Source organism: Candidatus Zixiibacteriota bacterium, from assembly GCA_022865345.1.
Taxonomy (GTDB): domain Bacteria; phylum Zixibacteria; class MSB-5A5; order MSB-5A5; family RBG-16-43-9; genus RBG-16-43-9.
The window spans coordinates 12,057-36,481 of the sequence record JALHSU010000016.1 but is presented as its reverse complement, the minus strand read 5'-3'; the positions used below and the strand labels follow the sequence as shown (position 1 = coordinate 36,481).

Sequence of the window (24,425 nt, the reverse complement as noted above, 5' to 3'; positions counted from 1 at the left end):
TGGCTAAAGGGAAACCCAAAATGCTGGCCCTGGTTGCTTGTATGAAAAAATTACTGATAATGATTAGAGCTATACTAACTCAAAAAATACCTTTTAACCCAGCTATTCAAAGCTTGACATGAAAGACGGTATCTACAAATAATAACGCCCGACATGCTGGCCGGGCGTTATGGGTTTCATTCCTGTGGCGGAGCAGGGTGCTCCGCCTACGAGATTTCTCATTCATCATTCGACATCCGACATTCGTCATTCATCCTTCATCTTCCTTTTTTCATTTTCTGTTTCAACGGATTGCTTCGCAATGACAGAATTATGTTTTGTAGCGGAGGTCTTTAGACCTCCAACTATTGGAAGGCTGAAGTCTTCCGCTACATTTTTTATCTCAAGTACGCGCTCGAAATAACCAGTCTCTGCACCTCTGAGGTGCCTTCGTAGATCTCGGTAATCCTCTGATCCCGGTAGAGCTTCTCGATCTCGGAAAATTCGCCGATATAGCCGTACCCGCCGTGAATCTGCATTGCCCGGTCCACGATGAAATTGGAAGCCTCAGACGTATACAGCTTGGCCTGGGCAGCTTCCCTGGAGATCTTCTCTCCTTTATCATCCATCATCGCGGCCTTGTAAGTCAGCATTCGTGCAGCCTCTAAACGGGTACCCATATCTGCAATCATCCACTGGATCGCCTGCAGTTTGGCAATTGGCGCTCCGAACTGCACCCTGGTTTTGGAGTATTTTATCGACTCGTCAAAAGCCCTCTGGGCAATTCCCAGAGCCTGAGCCGCCACACCTATCCTGGCACCATCCAGAGTTACCAGGGCAATCCTGAAACCTTTCCCTACCTCGCCCAGGAGATTTTCTTTCGGAATTCTCACGTTATTCAGCTTTAAACGCGCAGTAGTCGATGCTCTCAGACCCATTTTCCATTTTAGAACCTCTGAAGTAAACCCGGGAGTTTTTCCCTCCACTAAGAAAGCTGAGACTTTATCCTCAGTTTTGGCTATGATCACGGTTATATCTGCCACGTTTCCGCTGGTGATGAATATCTTCTCGCCGTTGAGCACATAGGAATCACCCTCCAGTTTGGCTGTGGTCTGCTGGTTGCCGGCATCAGAACCAGCATTCGGCTCAGTCAAGGCAAAAGCGCCGACCATTTCACCAGAGCACATCTTGGGCAGATACTTTTTCTTCTGCTCCTCAGAACCGAAGGTCTCAATCGGGTAACCTGCTAGGTTATTTACCGCCATAATTATGGCAGACGCCGCATCAAACCAGGCTATCTCCTCAATCAGCGTAGTATATTCGAGTCTGCTTTTACCCAGACCGCCATATTGCTTATTGACCGGAAAAGCCATAAATCCCTTTTCCGCCATCTTTTTGAAAAGCTCCCTGGGAAACTCCGGTGGTTTTCTGTCCATCTCCACAGCAACCGGTGCGATATATTTCTCGCCGAACTCCTTTGCCAGATCCCTAACCGCCTGCTGTTTCTCGTCTAAATTAAAAGTCATCCTACCTCCTGTATTTAGATGTTAATTTTTCAAATCTTTTTTTCATTTGAACATCCACCCACATTGTGGGCAACGTGGGGTTACCGATTTTCCTCTTTTTTAACCTCGTAGGCGGGGCTTCCCAGCCCCGCAGTGGCGGAGCAAGGTGCTCCGCCTACGAGCTTAGATTGAATGTTATTCTCTTATTATTTTCGTGGGCGAGGGAACCTCGCCCCTACAAATTTCCTCCGTCATTCGTTATCCGTCATCTGTCATTTGTTCTTCCTTTTTCCGCCTTTCTTATTTCTTAATTCCGCTCACGAGCAACGAGAAACGTTCACGTTTTTTCCTAAAAAACCGCCTCTTCTTTCCTTCCCTCTTTTAAGGCTTTATTCAGATATTCGATTATCTCTCCAGTCGTAGCTCCCGGAGTAAAAAGCTTTCCCACTCCTTTTTTCTCCAATTTAGCAATGTCCTCATCCGGGATAATCCCTCCACCGAAAACGAGGATATGTTCGCACTTCCTTTTCTTGAGCAAATCCAGAACCGCAGGAAACAGGGTCATATGCGCACCGGAGAGGATGCTCATCCCGATGGCATCCACATCCTCCTGAATGGCTGCTTCCACGATCATCTCCGCGGTCTGTCTCAATCCGGTGTAAATGACCTCAAATCCTGCATCCCTGAGCGCGGCAGCCACCACTTTGATTCCCCGGTCATGCCCATCCAGACCAGGTTTGGCTAAGAGTATTCGATATTTTTTTCGCATAAATTTTCCTTTCTACTTGCACGTCCTACAGAAACGTCGGACGTTACGATCATCCAAATCTGTACCCACGTTGTGGGCAACGTGGGGTTTACCGATCTATTAGGTTTGTAGCGCGAGGCTTTCAGCCTCGCAATGCGACCCTGAAAGGGTCGCGCTACGTTTTCTCATCTTCCTTTTTCCATTTTTTTAAATTAACGGAGGTTCCACATATTCCCCAAAAATGCTTTTCATAACCTCCACTATCTCACCCTCGGTGGCATAACATCTCACACATTCTAAGATGGCAGGCATAGTATTATCAGTTCCCTGAACCACCTTTTTCAGATTTTCCAGACTCCTTTTTACCTTATCATTATCCCTTTCAGTCTTGACTTTTTTGACTGCCTGAACCTGTTCTCTTTCCACCTCTGGATCTATCTTCAAAATAGGTATTTCTATTTTTTCATCCTGGATTACAAAATCATTAATTCCTACTACGATCCTATCTTTGCTCTCTATCTCTTTCTGGTAACGGTAAGCTGCTTCTGCTATCTCTCTCTGAAAATATCCATCCTCAATGCCTTTCAGAACTCCGCCTCTCCTCTCGATTTCTGCAAAATATTTTTCTGCTTCTTCTTCCATCTTGTTGGTCAGCGATTCAACGTAATATGAGCCAGCCAATGGATCAATCGTATTAGCCACCCCGGTCTCAAAAGCGATAAGCTGCTGGGTCCTCAGGGCTATTTGCACTGCTTTCTCAGATGGCAAAGCCCAGGACTCATCCATAGAGTTAGTGTGCAAACTCTGAGTCCCTCCTAAAACTGCAGCCAATGCCTCAAAAGCCGTGCGCGCGATGTTATTCTCCGGCTGCTGCGCGGTTAAACTACACCCTGCAGTCTGGGTATGAAACCTCAAGAGCCAGGACTCTTCTTTTTTAGCTTTGTATCTTTCTCTCATATGCCTTGCCCAGATCCTGCGCGCAGCCCGGTATTTGGCAATCTCCTCAAAAAAATCAAGGTGTGAGTTGAAGAAAAAAGATAGGCGCGGAGCAAAATCATCCACGTCTAAACCTGCCTTGATCCCTGCCTCTACGTAAGCAAACCCATCTGCCAGGGTAAAAGCTAATTCTTGTACCGCGGTAGCGCCTGCCTCCCTTATGTGATATCCGGAAATAGAGATAGTATTCCATTTGGGAACGTGCTGAGAGGAAAAAGCCATTACGTCAGTGATCAATCTCATATGAGGGAGCGGAGGGAAGATCCACTCTTTCTGAGCAATATATTCCTTTAAAATGTCATTTTGAATTGTTCCTGTCAACTTTTCTGATGAAATCCCCTGCTTTTCCCCGACTGCAATGTACATCGCGAAGAGTATGGAAGCTGGAGCATTGATGGTCATAGAGGTAGAGATTTTATCCAGGCTTATTCCATCGAAGATTATCTCCATGTCCTTCAACGAGTCGACAGCTACCCCGCATACCCCAACCTCACCCAAAGAACGAGGATGGTCTGAATCATAACCCATCAAAGTCGGCAGGTCAAAAGCAACTGAAAGGCCGGTTTGTCCTCTTTGCAGGAGAAAATGGTACCTTTCGTTGGTCTGTCTGGGAGTTCCCATTCCGGAGAACTGACGCATAGTCCATAATCTTCCCCGGTACATATTGGTCCTGATCCCCCGGGTATAAGGATATTCTCCGGGAAATGCGATATCCCTGCTGAAATCGATCTTCGCTATGTCCGTTGGACTGTAAAGAGGGTTGACCTCCTCCCCGGAAACGGTTATGCATCTTCGATTGGTAGCTTTGCAGGTTTTATAAACCCCCTCCCATTTTCTTTTTTCCTCTTCGATTTTTTTTAATTTATCCTTATCAAACATAAGACCTCACCTTTAGACTGATTTACAAATTCAAATTCTCCAGAATCTTCTCGCCGGCAGAATAAGGATCTTCCTGACCGGAATAAACCCTCTCTGCCAGCTGGTCCAGATTGGCATCGCTTAAGTTCTTTTCGATCAGCTCTTTTAGTTTTAGCTCCATTATTTTTCTTAACTCTGTTTTTATCTGCTCTTTACGATGTTTTTCTAAAAGATGGTTCTCGGTGATAAATTTCCGGTGCTCATTGATTTTCTTCAGAAGTTCATCTATGCCTTTGTTATTAACCGCTTCCGTGGAAACGATCGGGTAATTCCACTCGTTTTTTTTTTCGCCGCACATCCAAAATCATATCTAACTCCGAAACTATCCTGTTTGCTCCCTCCCTATCAGCTTTGTTCACAACGAATATATCTGCAATCTCCATCAGCCCGGCCTTCATCGCCTGAATGCTGTCACCAGATTCCGGCACAAATACAACCAGGGTGGTGTCGCAGGCATCAACTATGTCCAATTCTATCTGGCCTACGCCTACGGTTTCTATCAAAATAAAATCCTTACCAAAGGCGTCTAAAAGCAAAGACACCTCCTTGGTGGCAAAAGCAAGTCCACCCAGGGAGCCCCGGGTTGCCATGCTGCGAATGAAGATACCTTTTCTGGTGGTCAAATCCTGCATCCTTATCCGGTCTCCTAAAAGTGCGCCCCCGGTAAAGGGGCTGGATGGGTCGACCGCGATTATCCCCACTTCATTTCCGTTTTGAATCAGGTCACAGCTTAATTTGTCCACGAGGGTGCTCTTCCCAGCCCCTGGCGGACCGGTTATCCCTACCCGGTAAGCTTTCCCGGTTCTGGAGTATAGAGAGGATAAGATCTTGCGATAATCAGGGGCTTGATTTTCCACATAGGAGATAAGCCTGGCAAGTGCCACCTCGTCTTTTTGAAGGAATCTATCTAATAAAGACATATCTTTCTTTTTATCTCATCTGCAGGTCTTTAAGACGCATCTGGATTTTGGAGTTTCCATTCCAAACGTTGAGCTCCAGCACGTAAGCTAAATCTATTTTTGTGCCCCGCATTGCCAGAGGTTTGGCAAAATCTCCTAAATTAAACCCGATAGCATCCATAATTATCCCGTTTTTCTTCACTTTCAACCTCAGATGATTCTTTCCTACCACGTAGGCATCATCCGCTAATTCCAGACCTCTGGTCACGAAAACCGGTTTTAAATTGCCGGGGCCAAAAGGAGCAAAAAGCTCCAGGGCAGATATAAGCTCATCTTGAATCTCCTCCAGCTCCAGCTCGGCATCCACAGAAAGCCTGGGAATTAAATCCTCATCTTTAATTATCCTGGATGAAACTAATTTAAATTTCTCTTTGAAGGATTCGATCTCCTTAGCTGAGATAGAAAGACCAGCCGCATACTTGTGACCCCCGTATTTCAAGAGACAATCCTCGCATTCTTTTAGAGCCTCGAACAGGTGAAATCCGGGGATACTCCTGGCTGAACCCTTTCCTTCTTCACCATCTATGGAAATCATCACGGTTGGCCTGTAGAATCTTTCGGCAACTCTTGAGGCGACTATCCCGATAACTCCCTGATGCCAGCCAGCAGAAGCTAAAATAATCGCCTTATCATTTTCCAGGTCAACCTCTTCCTGGATCAGCTCTAAAGCCTGTTCCAGGGTTCCCTCATCTATATTTTTTCTTTTTCTATTCTCCTCATCCAAAACCCGTGAGATCTCCGAAGCTAATCTCTCATCTCTGGTTGTCAGGAGCTTGATTGCCCTTTCCGCATCTCCTAATCTTCCTACTGCGTTTATCCGCGGGGCCAGGATGAACACAACCTGTCCTGTCCCGATCTCCTTTCCCATCAGCCCTGAGATGAAGATTAGAGATTTAAGCCCCGGTTTGGAGGTTTTGGCAACCTGCAAAAGCCCGTATCTGGTCAAAATCCTGTTCTCACCCAGGAGAGGGACAATGTCTGCGGCAGTTCCCAGGGCTACTAAGTCAAGATGGTCCTCTAATTCTTTTTCATCCTGACCCAATTTTCTGTAAATAGCTTGAGCTAATTTAAAAGCCACTCCTACTCCGGAAAGTTCCTTTCCCTTATAGGTCTCTCCTTCCTGCTTGGGATTGATAATAGCGCAGGCATCCGGTAAGGTCTCAGCCGGCTCATGATGATCAGTAATGATACAATCTATCCCCTTCTTCTTAGCAAAATCAACCTCTTTTACTGCATTGATACCGCAATCGACTGAGATAATAAGTTTTGCTCCCCTTCTTTCAGCCTCTAAAATTCCTTCCTCAGAAAGTCCATAACCTTCGACCAGTCGGTTAGGCAGATAATATGAGACCTGGGCTCCTAATTTGGTCAAAACCAGATACATAAGAGAAGCTGAGGTGATCCCGTCCACGTCGTAGTCTCCGAAAATCATTATCCTCTCGTTTTCCTTCAAAGCGGAGATGACTTTTTCAACCCCTTTCTCCATATCCTTAAAGCAGAACGGGTCGTACAGATCGTTCAGGCTGGGGTTTAAGAAGTTCCTGGCTTCTTCTGGTTCTGAATACCCCCGATTGATCAGAATTTTTCCGACTACTGGAGGCAGCCCTAATTCAGATGAGAGCTCTTCGCACTTGTTCTCATCTATTTTTTGGGGAAATTCCCATCTCAATTCCACGAAGACTTTTCCTTTCTCAATTTGGTAGAACAGACATTTCCTACGGATCCGTCATAGGACTTGTCTGTTCTCGTGACAGTGTACTTGTGGTCAGACAGGAATGTCTGACCTACCCTCTCAGTAAGTGGAGGTCTGAAGACCTCCGCTACATTGTTCCAGCAAGCACTTGTAGCGGAAGGCTTCAGCCTTCCAGAATTCTTTTCATCCTTTATCTGTGGAGGCCTGAAAACCTCGCTACAGTTTTTAATAAAGACCAAAACAGACCATAAGCCGAGTTCTGTTATCCATCTGGATATGACGATCATCTATCTGGGACCAGGTTTGCACCTGGACTCAAGCGACCTACCCGGGAGTAAAAACGAAGCAGGCAACTTCTCCTCCCCTATTTGGTCTTGCTCTCAAGTGGGGTTTGTCCTGCTCCCGGTATCACTACCGGGACGGTAGTCTCTTACACCACCATTTCACCCTTGCTCCTGCCCCGATGTATCGGGGCGGGGGCGGTATAGTTTCTGTGACACTTTCCGTTCCCCTGTAGGGGACCCTCGGGTTACGAGGCACTCTGCCTTGGAGAGCTCGGACTTTCCTTCCCGCCAAAGGCGGGACGATCGTCTGGTCTGTTTTGGTCAAAGAGCAAAAATCACTTCTCTCTTAAATCCTTCAGTTTCAGCACCCCTAAAACCTGTTTATCCTCTCGTAGGCGGGGCTCCCAGCCCCGTTGATTTTTCTTCTATGGCGGAGCAAGGTGCTCCGCCTACGAGCTTGTCGAGACTTAAAGAACTCTACTGCAACAATCAATATAAAGGTTTTGGAAAAAGTTGTCAAGCTCAGTTGGTTCTGTAATTAGGAGCTTCTTTAGTGATGATAACTCCATGGGGATGACTTTCTCGCAAGCCAGCACTAGTTATCTGAATAAATTGAGCTTTCTTCTGCAATTCAGCAATATTTTTAGCTCCGCAGATACCCATCCCGGACCTCAGACCTCCGATTAGCTGATACACTGACTCGGAAAGAGACCCTCTATGCGGCACCCTGCCCTCTATGCCCTCTGGAACCATCTTCTTTATATCCTCTTCTTCTTGAAAATACCTGTCTCCGCTTCCTGCTCTCATCGCTTCCAGAGAACCCATGCCGCGGTAGATTTTATAACTGCGCCCCTCAAACAGGACTGTCTCGCCAGGACTTTCCTCGGTTCCGGCAAAAAGAGAGCCAATCATCACCGCATTTGCTCCTGCGGCTAAGGCTTTGGCTATATCTCCAGAATATTTTATGCCGCCGTCGGCAATGATCGGAATCTTGTGCTTTTCTGCCTCCTCCGCACAATCCATAATCGCCGTTATCTGGGGAACCCCTGCTCCGGTAACAACCCTGGTGGTGCAGATAGACCCTGGACCAATCCCCACTTTTACGCAATCAGTTCCGGCCTCGATCAAATCTTTTGTTCCTTGAGCGGTAGCCACATTCCCTGCCATAAGAGTTACTCCGGGGAAGCTGTTCTTCACCTTCTCTAAGCTTGCCAGCACCCCTCGGGAATGACCGTGCGAGGAATCGATGACCAGGATATCTACGCCTGCAGCAATTAATGCTTCTGCCCTTTCGAGCAGGTCTTTTGATACTCCTAAGGCTGCTCCGACTCTGAGTCTGCCTCTTGCATCCTTACAGGCGCTAGGGTATTGAATATTCTTCATTATATCCTTGACAGTTATCAATCCCTTTAAGTAACCCCGCTTGTCCACGATCGGAAGCTTTTCAATCCTTTTCTCGTGCAAAATCTCCTTGGCTTTCTCTAAATCGGTTCCTTCGGGAACCGTGATCAGCTTATCTTTTGTCATTACCTCGGAGATTTTCTTATGCAGCTTTTTTTCGAATCTTAAGTCCCGGTTTGTAACGATACCGACCAATTTCCCTTTCTGGGTCACAGGTATCCCGGATATGGAAAATCTCTTCATCACCTCCAGGGCTTCTCCGATGGTCCGGTCAGGCGGCAAGGTAACCGGCTCGACTATCATTCCGCTTTCAGAGCGTTTGACCTTATCCACCTCCAGGGCCTGGATTTTCACCGGCATATTCTTGTGAACAACACCCAATCCGCCCTCCCGGGCTAAAGCTATTGCCAGCCTGGATTCTGTTACCGTGTCCATTGCCGCACTTAAGATAGGAATATTAAGCTCTATCCCTCTGGCAACTGAAGTCTTGATATTAACTTCTTTAGGCAAAACCTCGGATTTCTGCGGGATCAAAAGAACGTCATCAAAAGTCAGCCCTGTTTTCTCAACGCTTTTCTTCATTTTACTCCTCATCTGTCCAGGTTAAAATCCTGCCACAACTATCGCAGGTGATAAGATTTTCTCCTTTTTTAATCTCTTGAATTTTCTGGGGAGGAAGCGACTTGTAACAGCCACTGCAAGCCCTTTTTTTTACCGGAACGACTGCTGCCCCTCCTTTGACTTTCTTGACCCTTTCATACGTCGCTAACATCAGTTTATTTATCCGGACCGAGTTATTTTTTCTCTCATCCTGTTTCTGCTTGATCTTAATGCCAATGGAGTCCATCTCTTTGCCCAGACTTTCCAGTTGAACCCGGTTGTTCTTATCTACCTCAACCAGTTTCTCCTTATACTCTTTGACCTTGTCCTGAAGCTCGTCTATCTCCGTCAGCGTCTTTAAAAGCTCCTCTTCTGATTCTGAGATCTTTGTCTTGCGATTGGCTATTTCGGTGACCAGGGCATCATATTCCCGGTTGGTTTTGATATCCCGCATCTGTTTCTGAAATTTTGTCAATTCGGAGTTTATCTCTTCAATATCCAGCTCCAGTTTTTTACGCTGGAGAACCTGCTGGGTCAATCTTTCCTCTGATTCCTTTAAGGTTCTGGAAACCTCCTCCATCTCTTTCTTCAGATTATTGATCATATCCGGGAGGTATTCCCTGGAACGGTCCAGCTCCTCTAAGTCATAGTCGATGTTCTGAAGCTTCAAGAGCATCTCTAAATCGTTTTGCATTACCAGGACTCCTTAGTTTATTTTACTTAAAAAGAAAAGTGCACTTTTCATCGTGCACTTCTCTTTTAAATTTGCCCTATTCTCGAAACCTTTGAAAAACCGTAGACGTTCTCTTCCCTCTGAAAAACTTTCATCCATTTTCCCTTGTCTATGAACCATGAACTATTAACTACTAACTGCCTTTATGGTGGGCAATATCCGACTTGAACGGATGACCTTTCGGATGTGAACCGAACGCTCTAACCAACTGAGCTAATCGCCCACATAATACAGTGAAGAAGTGATTAACTAATTACTCCATCACTCAGTCACTTTATCACTCTTATCTGGGCCCACCAGGACTTGAACCTGGGACCCACTGATTATGAGTCAGTTGCTCTAACCAACTGAGCTATGGGCCCCTGAAAACATCTAAAAAAGAATATATTACTTACCAACCTCATTAGTCAAGATTTTTTTCAGTCTATCAGCTATGCTCTTTTTGGCTTTTGCAAATCCATACGTCCCGGAAGAAACTTTTTTGAGACAGAGGCTCACTTTCTTATCAGTTTATGAAGTATAACTGTCAGCTCCTCTGCCTTTTCCTTTTCACCTTTACCCCAGGCAATTTTGACCTCTTCCTTCAATCTCCTGATCTGGTCAGATTTCTTCTTCTGCTCTATCCTTTTGATATAATCCCCCAGCATAAGCTCCGGCTCAGCCAGCCCTAAGTCCAGGGTGGATATCTCCGATATAAGCTCTTTTAACTTTTGAGCTTGAGCCTTATCGATCAGGGCCGAAGGCGAGACTTTTCCGGCTGTTTCAAAAAGATTCAGGATCATCTTAAATAACTCTGCATTTTCAGGAAAATAGAAATCTTCCTTGCTTAGCCTGTTTCTGGTCAGAGGAATTAATCTATTCTCATCTATTAAGATTTTTAAAAGCTCTCTTTCTAATTTATGCGGCCCTTTAAGCTTCTCCTCTGGTAAAACCTTGGAGCGCTCCTCTTTTCTGCCTATCCCCTTGATTGCATCCAGGATGATTTTCTCGTTTACCTTGAAAGCCTGAACAGCTTTATTTATGAAAAGGTCTTTCCAGAGCTGGTTTTTTATCCGGCTGGCAGTTTCGGCCAATTCCTTGATTATTCCCTCCTGCTCCTTCATAGGCAGTGAATTGAATTCTGCAGGCAAAGAATCCTTTTTATAATCGATAAAGCTTTTGGCCTCTCTCAACTTCTGAGCCATTCCTTTTAGACCATGCTTCCTTACAAAACTATCCGGATCTTCCCCTGAGGGTAAGACTACTATCATCATCTCCATTTCTGAGTCAAAAAGAAGGTCCGCGCTGCGGAATACGGCAGACTCTCCTGCGCGGTCTGAATCAAACAGCAGATAGACTTTCTCCGCATAACGCGAAAGAAGCCGGGCTTGGTCTTGCGTAAAAGAGGTTCCCAGAGGAGCGACCACGTTCTTTATCCCGGATTGATATAGACTGATTAAATCGATATACCCTTCTACCAGCACGGCTGCTTTTTTGTCCCTGATCAGATCCTTTGAAATATTAAGGCCATAGAGGATTTTCCCTTTGTGATATATGGGAGATTCAGGCGAATTCAGGTATTTCGGCTCGTCCTTCTCCTGGATGATTCTTCCTCCAAATCCCACGATCTTCTGGCTTAAGTTAAATATAGGGAAGGTTACCCGGTCTCTGAACCGGTCATACCAGCCGGCTTTTTTCTCTTTTTCCACCACCAGACCAGCGGACAAAAGGATTTCTGGCTTCAGATCCTTCTCTTTCGAGAACCTGATCAGCCCTTCCCACTCTGCAGGAGCATATCCTAATGAGAAAACCTCAATAGTTTCTGAGGAAAACCCGCGGCTTTGAAGATACTCCTTTGCTTTTTTGCTGTGTTTCAGAGAATCTCGAAAATACTCGTTAGCTACCTGATTGGCATAAAAAAGCTGATCTAAAGTTTCCGTAGCCTTCTGGTCTGAAGTCTTTTTGGGAAGAGAGATATTAGCCCGCTTAGCCAGTAGTTTCAGAGCTTCAAAGAAGCTTAGTTTCTCATGCTCCATCAGGAAAGTATAGACATTCCCGCCCTTTCCGCATCCAAAGCAGTGATAGATCTGCCTTTCCTGGCTAACTGAAAAAGAAGGCGTCTTCTCCGGATGAAAGGGGCATAAAGCCGTATAGCTTTTTCCTTTTTTCTTGAGAGGCAGGTATTCGGAGATGACTTCAACGATGTCGTTAGCCTCCCTCACCTGATTGATCAGCTCGTCTGGAATGAAATTTGACATATTTGCAACTTGTAGGGGTTCAAAATTTTGAACCCCTACAGCTTTTGACAAACCTGAAGGTTTACGCTCCAAAACTGGCATCGTCCCGCAAGAGGCGGGACGCTACGAACGATTCGTCTCACGTCTCCCATCTTACGTCTTACTCATTCCTTTAATTTTACAATCGTTACTCCTGCTCCCCCTTCTTCTAACGTGCCTATTCTGGTCTCTTTTACCCGATGATGTCCGGTGAGAAACTTCCCTATCTTTTCCCTCAACGCTCCGGTTCCCTTGCCGTGAATTAAAACCACCTCAGACAAACCAGCTAAATAGGCATCGTCTAAATATTTATCCACCTTATCGAATGCCTCATCTGAAGTCAAACCTCTTAAATCTATTTCTGGCGAGATCTCCTTGAATGAATATAGCTCATATTTGGTCGAGGATAAAGGCTCCTCTTTCTTTTTTTCCTTGACTAAAGATAGCTCGCTCTGTTCCACAGTATACGTAAAGTTGCCGATCTTGAGCTTCACTTTGCCTGCTTTGTCCGGCTCGGACAGAACCTCTCCTTCCATCTTTAAGGACTCGATCCAGACCAGATCGCCGGGCTTTATTTGCTCCTTAACCACGGGAGCTTTTTCTTCTAAATTCCCTAATCCCTCTTCTAAGTTCTTTTTCGTTCGCTCAAAATATGTATGGGCTTGCTTTATGATCTCCTTTTGAGCTTTGGTGCTTTTTAGCTCGGAGATAAGGTGTTCGATCTCCACCCTGGTCTTTTCCACCAGCTCTCTTGATTCCTTTAGGGCTTTGACCCTCAGCTCCTTTTGACTTGATTCGAGCTTTTTTAATCTATCCTGATAGAGATTTACCAGTTCATCCGAGACTTTTTTTTGCTCCTCTATTGCTTTTCTATTCTCCCTTACCACTTTTAGATTTCTTTCCAGCTCCTCTAAAAGCAGACCCATATCCCTTTCCTTGGTGCCTAAAAGCTCAAAAGATCTCTGGATTATGTTTTCCGGCATACCCAATCTTCTGGCGATTTCTATTCCGTAACTTCCCCCAGGGTAACCGATCTGAAACCTGTATGTTGGCTTGAGGCTTTCCTTGTCAAATTCTAAAGAAGCATTTTCCACCTGCGGATAGATCTGGGCCAAAGTTTTTAAAACGCCCTGATGAGTGGTTATCACCGTTTTTACCTTTTTCTGGATCAAGTTTGCAACGATTGCTTCCCCTAAAGCCACTCCTTCTTTTGGATCAGTGCCTGACCCTAATTCGTCCAAGAGGACCAGGCTATTTTCATCCGCAGTTTTGAGGGCTTTGATTATCTGACCGATATGGGAGGAGAACGTGGATAAAGACATCTCTATGGACTGCTCATCTCCTATATCCGCAAAGACCTGCTTGAAAATCGGAAGGGTGGAGCCGAATTCTGCGGGTATATGAAGTCCGGCCTGAGCCATCAGAGATGTTATCCCGGTTGTCTTTAAAGCTACGGTCTTTCCACCAGTATTAGGCCCGGTGATAATCAGAACGCTGAATTTTTTGCCTAACTCTAAAGAAAGGGGAACAATCTCTTCTTTGGATAACATACCGGAAAGATACAAAATCGGATGCCGGGCGTCTTTGAGATTAAGATACCCCTCTGAATTGAATTTTGGCTCATTCCCCCTGCACTCCAAGGATAGAAGCGCTTTGGAATATATGAAATCCAACTCCGCTATTACCTCCAAAGAAATCTGAAGGTCCTCTATATCTTTTCTGATCAGGGAAGTCAGTTCCTTTAAAATCTTCTCTATCTCATTTTTCTCCTCAATTTCCAATTCTCTTTGTTTGTTGTTCAACTCCACCACTGGTAAAGGCTCGACAAAAAGAGTAGCCCCGGAACTGGAGCGGTCATGCACAATCCCTTTGCTTTTGTGAAATTCCTCCACGGGAAGTGAGACCACGTACCTTCCCTCCCTTAAAGTAACGATCTCCTCTTGTGCCTCCCTTTTTTTTATTTTTAAAAAACCTTGCAGTTTCTCCAATATCTTATTCCGATTGGTATTCTTTCCCTGTCTGATCGAAAAAAGAGCGGAGGTGGCATTATCTTTTATCTCGCCTGAGGAATCTATGGCTTTGTTTATAGTTTTGGAAAGCTCGTCGAATCGTTTGAGCTTTGAAATCAAAGTGATTATCTGTGGATATTTTTTTTCTTTCTCCTGGATGAATTTGAGGAGCAGCCGGCAGAGTTTTAGCATCTCCTCTATCCTCAGAAACTCTCTCGGCTCCAAATATCCACCGATCCTTTCCGCTTTTTTAAAAGAATCGGAGAGGTCTGGAACCGAATACAGGGGAAACTTCTCCTCGAACTGCAAAATCTCTTTCAGCTCGGTCGTATCCTTCTGCCATTTTGAGATAAGCTCCTGCTCCGTGACTGGAAAAAGAGAAGCAACTTTATTCTTACCTAATTCCGATAAGCACTTCGAGTCTAAAATCTTTTTTATCTTGTCAAATTCTAAAACTCTGAGAGTATGCTCGTCCAAAGAAGACTCAAAGGTTAAATCCGCCTTCGGCGGAAAGGGTTAAAGGGTTGGAACCAGCTTTAGAAGGATAAACTCCTAAACTTGTTTTGACTGCTTTTCTATTTATTTCCTTTTCCGAAATATTCATCCAGGTCCTGGGCAATTATCTCGGCCCGGTTGGTTCTTTCAGGCGGTGTCCTGCCCAGAGACTCCCATGGGCTTTTGACCCCTTCTGGCGACTCCTGTTTTAGGGCTATTTTTAGCTTGTCCGCAAAAGAGGGGCTTTGCGGATGGAGAAAAACAGCTTCCTGATAGATCAAAGGAATTGAACCCCGGATTATGGGACCCAAAGTAGAGGTGTCGATTTTATTGGTCAGGCTCAGCGGCAGAGGCGGGAAGATCAAGAGGATCAGAACAAATCCTAAAACTATCCATCCCTGAAAGAAGCCAAAAATTATGCCACCGAACTTGTCCATCTTCCCCAGCGGGTTTAAAGAAGCCACTTTGTAAAACAGAAAAGCCAGAAGCTTGACTACCAGGTAAACTATCGCGAAAAGGAAGATCAGGCTGAAAAAGGAGACCACCACCGGCGAGACCTTCATATTGGATAAAACCCTTAAGGTAACTTTATCCACATAGTTGATGGACACAATCACCCCAAGGAAAAGGCCGATCGTCCCCATAATCCCGCTGAAGAGTCCTCGCTTGGAGCCGATGAAGATCGCCACCAAAAGCAAAGCAATTAAAACGTAATCAATCCAGTTCATCTTTCCCTCCTTTCATTCAAATTTTTCCTTTTAAGAATCCTTCTAAGGTTATTATCATCTTGCTTTTTTGTTTAATCAAATCCTCTAATAGCCTTTCGAAATTTTTAAGTCTTGTATTTACTGCCTTATGAAATCGATTAGGTTCGGGAGGAAAGCCGTATTCAGAAATATCAATCTTTGCTTCTCTAGCTGCTTCTAATACCCATCCTTCTAATGCTGGGCACAATACAATCAGATAATTATTATTCGTTTCATCCTCTAAGATTTTTACACTATGTTTATTTGAATGGACTCTTAGCTTTCTGATATACCTGGGTTGAGTGCCAAAAGGGTCTTCATCAACTAGACCTTTAGAATTGTTGTACTTTTCTAATTTTTTGCAAACTTTTGTCTTTCCTCTCTCGTGACTTATTTCTCTACTGGGAATACCAATGGCGCTGACTAAGGCCTTATCAGGTTTGCACTCCAGGTATATCATTCTCCCTCTACAAATCTGTCAAGGTTAAAGAATATATCTATATCAAGATCGAGTACTTCGGATAATTCTTCTTGACTTAAGATTTTAACTTTGGTCTGATAATCCCTAAAATAAGTAACGAAGATACCAATATCATCTTTTGGTGACTTTTCTATTAAAGATAGCAGAAAATAAGGGTTGTGGGTAGAGATGAAATATTGATTGGTTTCATCCCTGGCTATTATTTCGGCAAGAAACTTTGTATAATAAGGAAAAGCATGAGCCTCGGGCTCTTCAAAGATTATAATGGAATGCCTATTTGTTTCAATCGCGGCAAGGTGAAAGATAATTCGTTGTATAGTATCTGAAACCATAGGATATGGATAAGAAATTATTACATCTTCAATTTCCTTCACTACTTCCAATTGTCTTTCTTTAGGACGAAAGCCGATCCTGAGTCTAAATTCACTTAATATATCTTTCACTAATTCCTTCAGAATCTTGTTAGTTTGAAGAAGCGTCAGAAGATTTTCTCCTTTAGGAGGACGAAGAAAACCAGGTTCATGACTCTTGAAATCATCAATTACCTCAAATTTATAAAATTTGAAAGGAGAAATCCCGTTAGATGAAAACTTCCCATTGCCTCCATAGTCAAAATCGAAATTAAAATGAAAAATCCCTTGGTCATCCGCTTTCTGCTGACCCCAACCTATGAACATTCCTTTTACAGATTGTATTTCAAACTGCAAACCTTCAGAAAATATTTTTATCCTCTTGGTTAAGTCTTGGTCATAAAATAGATTAGACATGTCCTTTTCAAATCGAACCAGTTCTTCCAGTTTTGCATATGGGAGGGAAAAAATCCCAGCACTCTCTAAAACATTTGACTTGCCAGTATTCGGCTTACCAATAAAAACATTTATTTTTTTGCAATCTAACTCGAGATTTTGTATTGATTTAAAGTTTTGAATGTTCAAATTTTTTATCATTATTTTAACCCTCCTCAAGTCAGGGTATTTTAAGTTAAGAAAAGCTTTTGTTGGCTATAATTTACTCCTCCTTTAAGGCTTGGCAAGTTATTTTTTTAGTATTTATAAGAAAGATTAGGTCAAGATTTTGTATGAGAACTCTGAAAAATCTGCATTTCGGGGCTGGGAGCCCCGCCTACGAGGGTTTTAGAGTCTGGGTCAGGTGGTCTCTCCGCACTTTTAAAGAACAGGCAAGATGCCTGTTCCACCTTCTTTTTCAACTGTAAACTTGTCCGAGAAGTGGACCTATAGGAAAGGTTTCCGCTGCAAAAAGTTTAAAGCAAATGCAGGATCTCCATCACAAGCCCGGATAAAAGAGGTACACTGAGATTATCATCTATAGAAATACTCAGGGCTTCAACTGCAGTTGCAACCAATGCTCCGATGGCTCCGATCCAGAAAGGCAAACCCGGAAGTACCAGGGCAACCAGTAGGCAAACCGACAAGAAAGCCAGACTTCCCTCCAAGCTTTTTTTCTCTATCTTAGTCTTTCCGTAAACCCTCCCTATCAGGGCGGCGGCAATGTCACCCAGAATAACATAGACAATGGCAGCAATGGCTACTTTTTTATCAAAAAAAAGTATGGATAAGGCCGAAGCGGAAAGTATGTGGCTTGAGCCGGTCAGGGAGTAGCTTTCATGCTCTCTTAAAATGGGACCTAAAAACCAGTTAAAAAAATTGGCTAAAGGGAGTTTCCTCAGCCTGATTATGTCGACCAGGATCGAACCAAGGGCAAGAGGGACGAGCACCAGAAGAGCAATCTTCTTGGGAAGAAGATAATATGCTATGGGAATGGCTAAGGCGAATAGATGAATCCCTTTTCTCTTGAACTCGTTATAAAGAGATATTTCCAAGGATTTTTCAAAAAAAATAATTGCCAGTTATTCTGGTAGGTCAGACATCCCTGTGGCTACGAGCCAGCCCGTCCGTAGGACGCCAGGCTTGCTCTCTGACAGCAAGGAACAGACAAGAATGTCTGTTCTACCATTTCTTTTTGAAAAGCAAAAGTTTTTTTACTTTCCAGGTAAAAATTTAAAATTCTTCACTAACTTTTCGTTAATCCAGATCTGCTGACCATCCCTTAATTTCTTTTCCCATTCCGCCTTAAGTTTGCTTGCCTTCTCGTTAAATACTAAATTCTTGATCTTGCTCTTGTACAATTCCATAGGAGAGCCGCTTCTTCTTTCCACTACTTTAATCAGATGATACCCCCAGTCCGACTTTACCGGACCCCCGACCTCGCCTTCTTTCAATTGAGCTGCTGTTTTATAGAACTCCGCGGAGATATCTTTATCGCTGATAAAGCCTAAATCGTAGGCTACGTCACGGATTTCCTTCTCCCCGGGATAATATTCCTTAGCCATCTCTACGAAATCTGCTCCGTCTTTGATCCTTTTCAAAACTTCCTCAGCCTTGAGTGAATCGCTGAAAATTATGTGGTAAACGTGAATCGAGCTGTCTGGTGGATATTCGCTCCGGTGTGCAACATAATAATCGTATACCTCTGCATCTGAGGGGATATATCCCTGTAGGGTTCCTTCGCGTCTAACCCTTAGTCTTGCTTCTTTCATCCTGAAATTGTTTATCTCATTGACATATTCGGGAAGGGTGTCATACCCTTCTTTCCTTGCTTGAAGAATCAAGAGGTTAAAGAGGGATATGTTATCCGTGAGGAGCTTCTTTTTATCCTCTAAGGTAAGGTCATTTTTCCGCAAGTACTGCTTATACGGGTTTAACTCCCCTTTGTATTTCAGGAATCTGGTAGTATCCTTATCATCTATAATAAGAACCCAGGGATCGTCTTCAACCGAATCCGGGTTCTGGTTCAAAACCTCTTCATTGAAAACGTAATCAGTCCCTTTCTTCAAATCAGAAACGTACTCTTCAGCCTTTTTCTTCTGCTTATCTTTTGTCAGGGCGAGCCTTATCCGGTCCATTGTATCCTTGTTCAGCTCCACTAGCTCGGCTGGCTTCTCGTCCGTGTATTTCAGGATGTGGTAGCCGAATTTTGTCTTGAAAGGCTTGGAAACCTCGTTCGGCTGAAGAGTCGTAAGCTGATCCTCAAACTCCTTGAGCATCCTTCCCCTGGGAAGGAACCCTAATTCTCCCCCTTTGTCCCTGGATCCATCCTCTTCGGAAAACTGCCTGGCTAAAGCCGCAAAATCCTCCCCATTCTTAGCTCTTTCGTAGATCGACTCGATCTTTTTAAATGCTTTGGTCTCAGCCTCCTTTTCAGCTTGCTTTGCCTTTTTGGAGTTTCCCTTTTGTAAGGTATCAGTTTTTATTTCAATCAAGATATGACTGACCTTAAACTGCTCCGGCTTGTTAAACAGCTTCTCCCGGTTCTCGTTGTAGAAAGCGGTAATCTCGCTGTCCTGCACCTGGACTTTTTCTATTATATCCTTTCTGAACATCAAATCCAGCAGGTACTCCAGGGAATATTTCTCTTGTTTCTGTTTCCACACCTCATCCTGATTCACATCTAATTTCTTGGCTTTTTGCTCCACTAACCTGTCGGTGATCAGCGTCTCCAGAGCATCCCTTTTGGTTTTCTGTTCCCCAGCTTTATTATCTTTGGTAACGAAATCCAAAGACTCCAATTTCTTCTTGAAATCCTCTCTGGTTATGATTTCCCCGTTCACTTTTGCCGCGATATCCTTATTCTTGGAACTGAACAGAAAAGCATTGGAATTCGTGCTCAGGCTTAAGGAAAATAATCCCAATGTGACCAACTGAATAACTATTCTCGCTTTTTGCATATCCTCCTCTTGATGTGAATATCTTTAGAGTTTTACTTTTAGAGACACTCGATAACTATTATCTAATTCCTTATGGCTCAAGAAAGCCAGGTCAACGGCAAATTTCCTAAAGTTTACACCTCCTCCTGCGCTGAAATTCCCCACATCAAACCCTAATCTGGCACTTACCCGCTTAAGATAGACAACCTCCCAGCCGTAATGCATATCTGCGGAAATATCCCCCTGCCAGTACTGGGCGGCATATTTTCTTCCCTCGAAGTTCAACTCAGCTTCAGTCGAAAAGAGAAAATTGAAATCTTTGTACGCCTTATTCAGACTAAACCCGGTCCTTAAAGATGGGGAGATGGTTTCACGAGTTCCGTTATCATAAGAAAGCAGAGTGGAAACGGCATCTTTGAGATTTGCTCCTAAACTCAGGAACTCGTATGGACTATAGAGCAATCCTAAATCGATTCCCATTCCAAAAGCAGAATGATCGACTATATGCCGATAGATGATCTTGGCATTTCCTCCAAAAGAAAGCTTTGGATTTTTTTGTTTGGCAAAAGAGAATGTCAAAAGGTAATCTGCATGCCCGGCTTCTTTTTTGACGTAAGGACGATTGGTGCTGCTTATTGGCTGTCCAGGGTTGGGCAAATCAGTTACTTTTATATCCCCACCTCCCAAGCGCATCAGGCTTAATCCCAAAGTGGAGTTTTCAAATCGATTATGCAAAGGAATTGCCCAGGCTATGAAGTCGTGATTTAAAAGGGAGCCGAAGGTCTCCGAATGCATAAAAACAAGCTCCTGAGAGGAAACTCTTGCCAGCCCGGCCGGATTCCAATAAGTTGCGGTGGCATCATCAGAAATCGCCACAAAGGCACCACCCATACCCAACGCCCTTGCCCCAACTCCTAAATTCAGGAACTCCCCAGCATATTTCTCTGAATATGCCTCATTAAAGATAAAAAGCAGAACCAAGAATAGAAAAAGAGATTTTCTTATCATACTTGACTAATAATAATTCCCGACGCAGGCGGTGTCAACAAAATTCATCTGTTGGGGCGGGGTTACCCAACCCCATAGCAATCATTATACAGGGCGAGGAAACCTCGCCCCTACACTGAACCCTTAGAAAATATCGATAAGAAAACCCTCTTTTTGTTTTTCCCTTCTTACGTCTTACTTTTTACTCTTTGTCTTTCCTTCTTCTTTCTTCTCTTTAGTCAGATCATCCTTTTTCTTGAGATATTCCTCATAGCTCATAGTCTTATACCAGTCGCCGCCCAGATAGGTAAGAATATTGGTAAAATCATTGGTCTGGACATATCCCACTAAAGGAGAGATCTTCTCTGTGTTAGGCTCCAAAAACCAGATGGTCGGATACCCTCTCACTGCATACTTGGCGGCAAGCTCTCTTTCCGTGATGCTGGCTTTGTCAACCTGAAGTGTGTTTCTGGAATCCCCGTTCACCTTTACTGTAACGAATTTGTCGGCCAGGAGCTTCTTTACCCCCTCATCTGTAAAGGTCAAGGCATTCATTCTCTTGCAGTAGCCACACCAGTCTGTATAGAAAAAAACCATTACTTTTTTTCCATTTTTCTTGGCTTGCTCTAACCCCTGGTCATACCTTTGCCAGTTGATGATTGACGGGCTATCCTTGGTTGAAGTAGGTTTTTGAGAAAAAACGCTCAGACTTAATATGAAGAAAACTAGTGCTGCGAGGGTCAAAACCTTTGTTGTAATTCTGGACATATTCTCTCCTCAGCCAAATAGGTTCAAATCATAACTTTTACGAGGCAGGCAAATCATACGTTTGGTCTGACCTTTCTCAAAAGTGACTTTCTGATTTTCTTCCAGAGCAGAAACAAAGTCAGCAAAATAAAAAGAACAAAAGATATAGATCTCAGCCAGGTTGGTATAAGTTCTGCCCCCTGTCCGACTTTCGCTCTCGGCGACAGATTTATAAAGTCATAAACCCAGTTTAAGCCGAAGCCCAGGATTAAGGTTACGACCATAATGCTCAGGATGTATAGAAATAACGACCTTTTGCCCAGGAATTTTCCCACAGCTACCATAGTGGTCACATTAGTCGCTGGCCCGCTCAGCAATAAGACTAAAGCTGCACCCGGTGATACCCCTTTCAAAAGCAAAGCTGCGGCAATGGGCGTGGCTGAAGTGGAGCAAATGTAGAGCGGAATCCCGATTGCCAGCATTCCTAACATCGGGACAATCCCTTTACCTGCGAAATTTGCCAGGATGAAACTCTCCGGAATTAAAGTGGAGATCAAAGCAGCCAGAACATACCCGATCATTATGTAGACCACTATGTCCCCGAAAAAATCCAGGAAACCATAATTAAACGAATCCTTGAGCCTTTTGAGGAGATTCTTATCTGGCAATATTTCTTTTGATTTTTCGTTTCCATATTCACACTCACAACAGTTATCCTTTGCTGGGGCAATTTTCAGATTATCTTTCCTCCCGAATATTTTCTCGGACATTCCCGCGGTAATCGAGGTTATGATAGCAGCAATCGGACGGATTATGGTCATCAAAGGATCTAGGAGAGCATAAGAGATGGAGATGGAATCAACTCCCGTCTCAGGAGTCGAGATCAAGAAAGCAACCGTTGCCTCCTGGCTGGCACCATCTTTCCGTAACGATATCGCCGCAGGAATCACACCACAGGAACACAAAGGCAAAGGAGCACCGATAAGTGCAGCTTTAAGAATCGACTTGAAACTGCTCCCGCCTAAATGCTGAGCTAATCTTTTGCTGGAGACAAATTCGTGAATCAGACCAGCAATTAGGAAGCCGGCCAGAAGGTAGAAAGAAGAATCATTGACGATTTTGAAAAGTTCGTGAAAAAAGGTTAAAATCATATTCCCTGCATCGGTATACCCACGTTGCCCACAATGTGGGTCTTCTGTAGGGGCGACCCGGCGGGTCGCCCCTACCATGGGACAGGTTTCCAGCCTGTCCTGAACAGGTGTCAGGAGGTAACTCCTGACACCACAACAAAGTTCTGTAGTTTATAGGTATGTCATTGCGACGAAGCAATCCGTCCACCGAAAACTAAACAGATTGCTTCGACCTACGGTCTCGCAATGACGGTCTTTTCGTAGGGGCTGGGTTCCCCAGCCCTACCTTTGGGCGAGGCAACCTCGCCCCTACATTTTCTTCCCCTCTCCCCACAGGAGAGGGTCAGGTTGAAAATCCCGCCAAAGGCGGGGGTGAGGTCATTTTCTGTTTTCTGTCTTCATTTTTCTTTTTTTACACTCACATTATTTTTATCTTTTATCCGTCATTCATCATCCGTCATCCGTCATTTGTTTTATTCACATAAACCACTTCTTCGTATGATGCACCACATCTCCAAACTTTCGCATAAATTCCATATCTTCTTCTGAAAGCGGACCGTCTTGAAGCGATTGTAGATTTTGCATAAGCTCTTTTGAGTTTCGAGGTGAGGTTAAGCAAACATGCACATTCGGATTTGAAAGCACAAACCGGTAACACATACCGGGAGTGGGAATTCTCCCATCTTTGGGCCAGTTTTTGGGTCTTCTGATCAGATAAGTCCAGCGGGTAGCTGTATAGCTTATCACCCCAGGATTATGCTGGGTCAGGTAAGGAAAAATATCCTGCTCTGCCCCGCGGTGAGCCGCATTATATCTCATCATTATAAAATCCAGGGCGCCCTCTGCACAAAGCTTACCTGCAAATTTCCGGTTATGAGTGGAGATACCCACTCCACGCACCTTGCCCTGCTCCCGTAAACGATAAAGCTCTTCCCTGATCTTTTCAGGAAAATGCTTTTCCTTGGTCACGCCTAAAAAAAGAAAACAATCAATATAATCCGTTCTCAACTGCCTGAGCCTTTTCTCTAGACAGCGCTTTGGACTCCCGTGCCCTAAAAGATTAGGCGGACCAGTGGCAATAACGTATTTTTCCCGATTGTGCCTTAAAACATCCCGCAGAGCACTGATCATCTGGTTGTCGATGCCAAAGAAGAAGAAAAAGTTTATACCCTCATCCACAGCCTTGTAAATAGCCTCCTTACCCGGACGGTAAGTAGCAGAAAGCCCCAGCCGGTGCACTCTTAGACCGCTTTTGCCGAGGGTGGTGTGGGTGAAATCAAAATTCATCATGCTATGTTTAATTAGATATAGAATCGTAATCTTCTTTCAACAAACGGGCTCCAAGAAACGCATCCCGATGACAGTTTCTGAATTTTGCTGGTTTGCCACAAGGACATACACACTGCCTTTGGATGGCCCCTTTAGTGCTGAATAATTCCTTGACTTTTACTTCTTTCAAACATTCGAAATAGATCCTTACTAGCTTAGTATCTGCAGGGTTCCTATTTCTAAGATAGGACTCTAGCACACCTAGGTCTCTGTGGCTATAAAAACCCCAAGGCCACTTGCCCCTTTTTTGAAAATAGCTTAAACCATAGAAGTAAGGAACAACTAATCTATTCAAGTAATCAACAACACTTACTCCATTTTGAAACAGTAGGTATTTTTCTGGTTCGACACACAAACAAATAATGCCGTTGTCAGGGCTCACATGTAAGTCTCTTTCATCAGTTATTCCTTTTTCTTTCATAATTTTGTCAATTCGTCCACCGACTTCTCTCACCGAAGGGAAAGAGGAGGGGAAATCGCTTGGAAAGTCAATCCTGATTTCATATGTGTCGCGGATTACGTTATGCGCATCATCAGTGGCAGGATTGAGAACAAAGGCATTTGCTGTGCGGTCATAAGAGGCGCAGTATCCTAATTTACCCTCCAGCAAAAATCTGGTTCCCTCTTCTCTTAACCATAGGCCGCGATAGAAACTCCGCAGACTGAGAATTTCAGTTCTTATGTCGTAGGTACTGTTTGCCATGAT

General features: G+C 44.2%; 18 protein-coding genes, 2 tRNA genes, 1 other RNA gene and 1 pseudogene. All 22 read right to left on the bottom strand.

The window, feature by feature from the left end:
* Positions 1-377: 377 nt before the first annotated feature.
* A complete protein-coding gene (locus MUP17_00800) occupies positions 378-1,505 on the bottom strand; it encodes an acyl-CoA dehydrogenase family protein (protein ID MCJ7457515.1) in 1,128 nt (375 codons plus the stop codon).
* 328 nt (positions 1,506-1,833) lie between these two features.
* The gene (locus MUP17_00795; protein ID MCJ7457514.1) at positions 1,834-2,253 is read right to left on the bottom strand and encodes a cobalamin B12-binding domain-containing protein; all 420 of its coding nucleotides are present in this window, start codon (positions 2,251-2,253) and stop codon (positions 1,834-1,836) included.
* 186 nt (positions 2,254-2,439) lie between these two features.
* On the bottom strand, positions 2,440-4,107 hold the full coding sequence (locus MUP17_00790; GenBank protein ID MCJ7457513.1) for a methylmalonyl-CoA mutase family protein: 1,668 nt from the start codon (positions 4,105-4,107) through the stop codon (positions 2,440-2,442).
* Between the two features lie 22 nt (positions 4,108-4,129).
* Positions 4,130-5,066: pseudogene (meaB, locus tag MUP17_00785) on the bottom strand (methylmalonyl Co-A mutase-associated GTPase MeaB).
* Positions 5,067-5,076: 10 nt separating this feature from the next.
* Positions 5,077-6,780 carry a single-stranded-DNA-specific exonuclease RecJ gene (recJ, locus tag MUP17_00780; protein MCJ7457512.1) on the bottom strand — a complete coding sequence of 568 codons (1,704 nt, stop codon included), beginning with the start codon at positions 6,778-6,780 and terminating at the stop codon, positions 5,077-5,079.
* Between the two features lie 251 nt (positions 6,781-7,031).
* Positions 7,032-7,401, bottom strand: an RNA gene (rnpB, locus tag MUP17_00775) — RNase P RNA component class A.
* 203 nt (positions 7,402-7,604) lie between these two features.
* Complete coding sequence (gene guaB, locus MUP17_00770) at positions 7,605-9,065, bottom strand: IMP dehydrogenase (protein ID MCJ7457511.1); 1,461 nt, start codon at positions 9,063-9,065, stop codon at positions 7,605-7,607.
* A gap of 1 nt (position 9,066) precedes the next feature.
* Entirely contained in the window at positions 9,067-9,777 is a 711-nt protein-coding gene (locus MUP17_00765) for a C4-type zinc ribbon domain-containing protein (protein MCJ7457510.1), read from the bottom strand.
* 185 nt (positions 9,778-9,962) lie between these two features.
* Positions 9,963-10,039, bottom strand: a tRNA-Val gene (locus tag MUP17_00760).
* A gap of 65 nt (positions 10,040-10,104) precedes the next feature.
* Positions 10,105-10,178 (bottom strand) — tRNA-Ile (locus MUP17_00755).
* A 132-nt stretch (positions 10,179-10,310) separates the two neighbouring features.
* Complete coding sequence (gene dnaG / locus MUP17_00750; protein ID MCJ7457509.1) at positions 10,311-12,053, bottom strand: DNA primase; 1,743 nt, start codon at positions 12,051-12,053, stop codon at positions 10,311-10,313.
* A 143-nt stretch (positions 12,054-12,196) separates the two neighbouring features.
* On the bottom strand, positions 12,197-14,557 hold the full coding sequence (locus MUP17_00745) for an endonuclease MutS2 (protein MCJ7457508.1): 2,361 nt from the start codon (positions 14,555-14,557) through the stop codon (positions 12,197-12,199).
* A gap of 98 nt (positions 14,558-14,655) precedes the next feature.
* A complete protein-coding gene (locus tag MUP17_00740; GenBank protein ID MCJ7457507.1) occupies positions 14,656-15,303 on the bottom strand; it encodes a CvpA family protein in 648 nt (215 codons plus the stop codon).
* Between the two features lie 16 nt (positions 15,304-15,319).
* Positions 15,320-15,781 carry a hypothetical protein gene (locus MUP17_00735; protein MCJ7457506.1) on the bottom strand — a complete coding sequence of 154 codons (462 nt, stop codon included), beginning with the start codon at positions 15,779-15,781 and terminating at the stop codon, positions 15,320-15,322.
* Positions 15,778-16,749, bottom strand: coding sequence for an AAA family ATPase (locus MUP17_00730; GenBank protein MCJ7457505.1), 972 nt, complete (start codon positions 16,747-16,749; stop codon positions 15,778-15,780). Before MUP17_00730 ends, MUP17_00735 begins: the two co-directional genes overlap by 4 nt.
* 314 nt (positions 16,750-17,063) lie before the next feature.
* Positions 17,064-17,642 carry an SEC59/DGK1/VTE5 family protein gene (locus tag MUP17_00725; GenBank protein ID MCJ7457504.1) on the bottom strand — a complete coding sequence of 193 codons (579 nt, stop codon included), beginning with the start codon at positions 17,640-17,642 and terminating at the stop codon, positions 17,064-17,066.
* A 159-nt stretch (positions 17,643-17,801) separates the two neighbouring features.
* Positions 17,802-19,547 carry a peptidylprolyl isomerase gene (locus tag MUP17_00720; protein MCJ7457503.1) on the bottom strand — a complete coding sequence of 582 codons (1,746 nt, stop codon included), beginning with the start codon at positions 19,545-19,547 and terminating at the stop codon, positions 17,802-17,804.
* Positions 19,548-19,571: 24 nt separating this feature from the next.
* A complete protein-coding gene (locus tag MUP17_00715) occupies positions 19,572-20,534 on the bottom strand; it encodes a PorV/PorQ family protein (GenBank protein MCJ7457502.1) in 963 nt (320 codons plus the stop codon).
* A gap of 174 nt (positions 20,535-20,708) precedes the next feature.
* Positions 20,709-21,281, bottom strand: a complete 573-nt coding sequence (locus MUP17_00710; GenBank protein ID MCJ7457501.1) for a thioredoxin family protein — start codon at positions 21,279-21,281, stop codon at positions 20,709-20,711.
* Between the two features lie 53 nt (positions 21,282-21,334).
* Positions 21,335-22,411, bottom strand: coding sequence for an SO_0444 family Cu/Zn efflux transporter (locus MUP17_00705; protein ID MCJ7457500.1), 1,077 nt, complete (start codon positions 22,409-22,411; stop codon positions 21,335-21,337).
* A 456-nt stretch (positions 22,412-22,867) separates the two neighbouring features.
* Entirely contained in the window at positions 22,868-23,680 is an 813-nt protein-coding gene (locus MUP17_00700; GenBank protein ID MCJ7457499.1) for an aldo/keto reductase, read from the bottom strand.
* 7 nt (positions 23,681-23,687) lie between these two features.
* A complete protein-coding gene (locus MUP17_00695) occupies positions 23,688-24,422 on the bottom strand; it encodes a hypothetical protein (GenBank protein ID MCJ7457498.1) in 735 nt (244 codons plus the stop codon).
* Positions 24,423-24,425 lie beyond the last annotated feature (3 nt).

Coding starts and splice junctions, on each gene's coding strand:
- MUP17_00710 (MCJ7457501.1), bottom strand. CDS start 21,281: ATGTCCAGAATTACAACAAAGGTTTTGACCCTCGCAGCACTAGTTTTC.
- MUP17_00720 (MCJ7457503.1), bottom strand. CDS start 19,547: ATGCAAAAAGCGAGAATAGTTATTCAGTTGGTCACATTGGGATTATTT.
- MUP17_00735 (MCJ7457506.1), bottom strand. CDS start 15,781: ATGATATACCTGGAGTGCAAACCTGATAAGGCCTTAGTCAGCGCCATT.
- MUP17_00730 (MCJ7457505.1), bottom strand. CDS start 16,749: ATGATAAAAAATTTGAACATTCAAAACTTTAAATCAATACAAAATCTC.
- MUP17_00790 (MCJ7457513.1), bottom strand. CDS start 4,107: ATGTTTGATAAGGATAAATTAAAAAAAATCGAAGAGGAAAAAAGAAAA.
- dnaG (MCJ7457509.1), bottom strand. CDS start 12,053: ATGTCAAATTTCATTCCAGACGAGCTGATCAATCAGGTGAGGGAGGCT.
- MUP17_00695 (MCJ7457498.1), bottom strand. CDS start 24,422: ATGGCAAACAGTACCTACGACATAAGAACTGAAATTCTCAGTCTGCGG.
- MUP17_00700 (MCJ7457499.1), bottom strand. CDS start 23,680: ATGATGAATTTTGATTTCACCCACACCACCCTCGGCAAAAGCGGTCTA.
- MUP17_00795 (MCJ7457514.1), bottom strand. CDS start 2,253: ATGCGAAAAAAATATCGAATACTCTTAGCCAAACCTGGTCTGGATGGG.
- MUP17_00740 (MCJ7457507.1), bottom strand. CDS start 15,303: ATGAACTGGATTGATTACGTTTTAATTGCTTTGCTTTTGGTGGCGATC.
- MUP17_00705 (MCJ7457500.1), bottom strand. CDS start 22,411: ATGATTTTAACCTTTTTTCACGAACTTTTCAAAATCGTCAATGATTCT.
- MUP17_00765 (MCJ7457510.1), bottom strand. CDS start 9,777: ATGCAAAACGATTTAGAGATGCTCTTGAAGCTTCAGAACATCGACTAT.
- guaB (MCJ7457511.1), bottom strand. CDS start 9,065: ATGAAGAAAAGCGTTGAGAAAACAGGGCTGACTTTTGATGACGTTCTT.
- MUP17_00800 (MCJ7457515.1), bottom strand. CDS start 1,505: ATGACTTTTAATTTAGACGAGAAACAGCAGGCGGTTAGGGATCTGGCA.
- MUP17_00715 (MCJ7457502.1), bottom strand. CDS start 20,534: ATGATAAGAAAATCTCTTTTTCTATTCTTGGTTCTGCTTTTTATCTTT.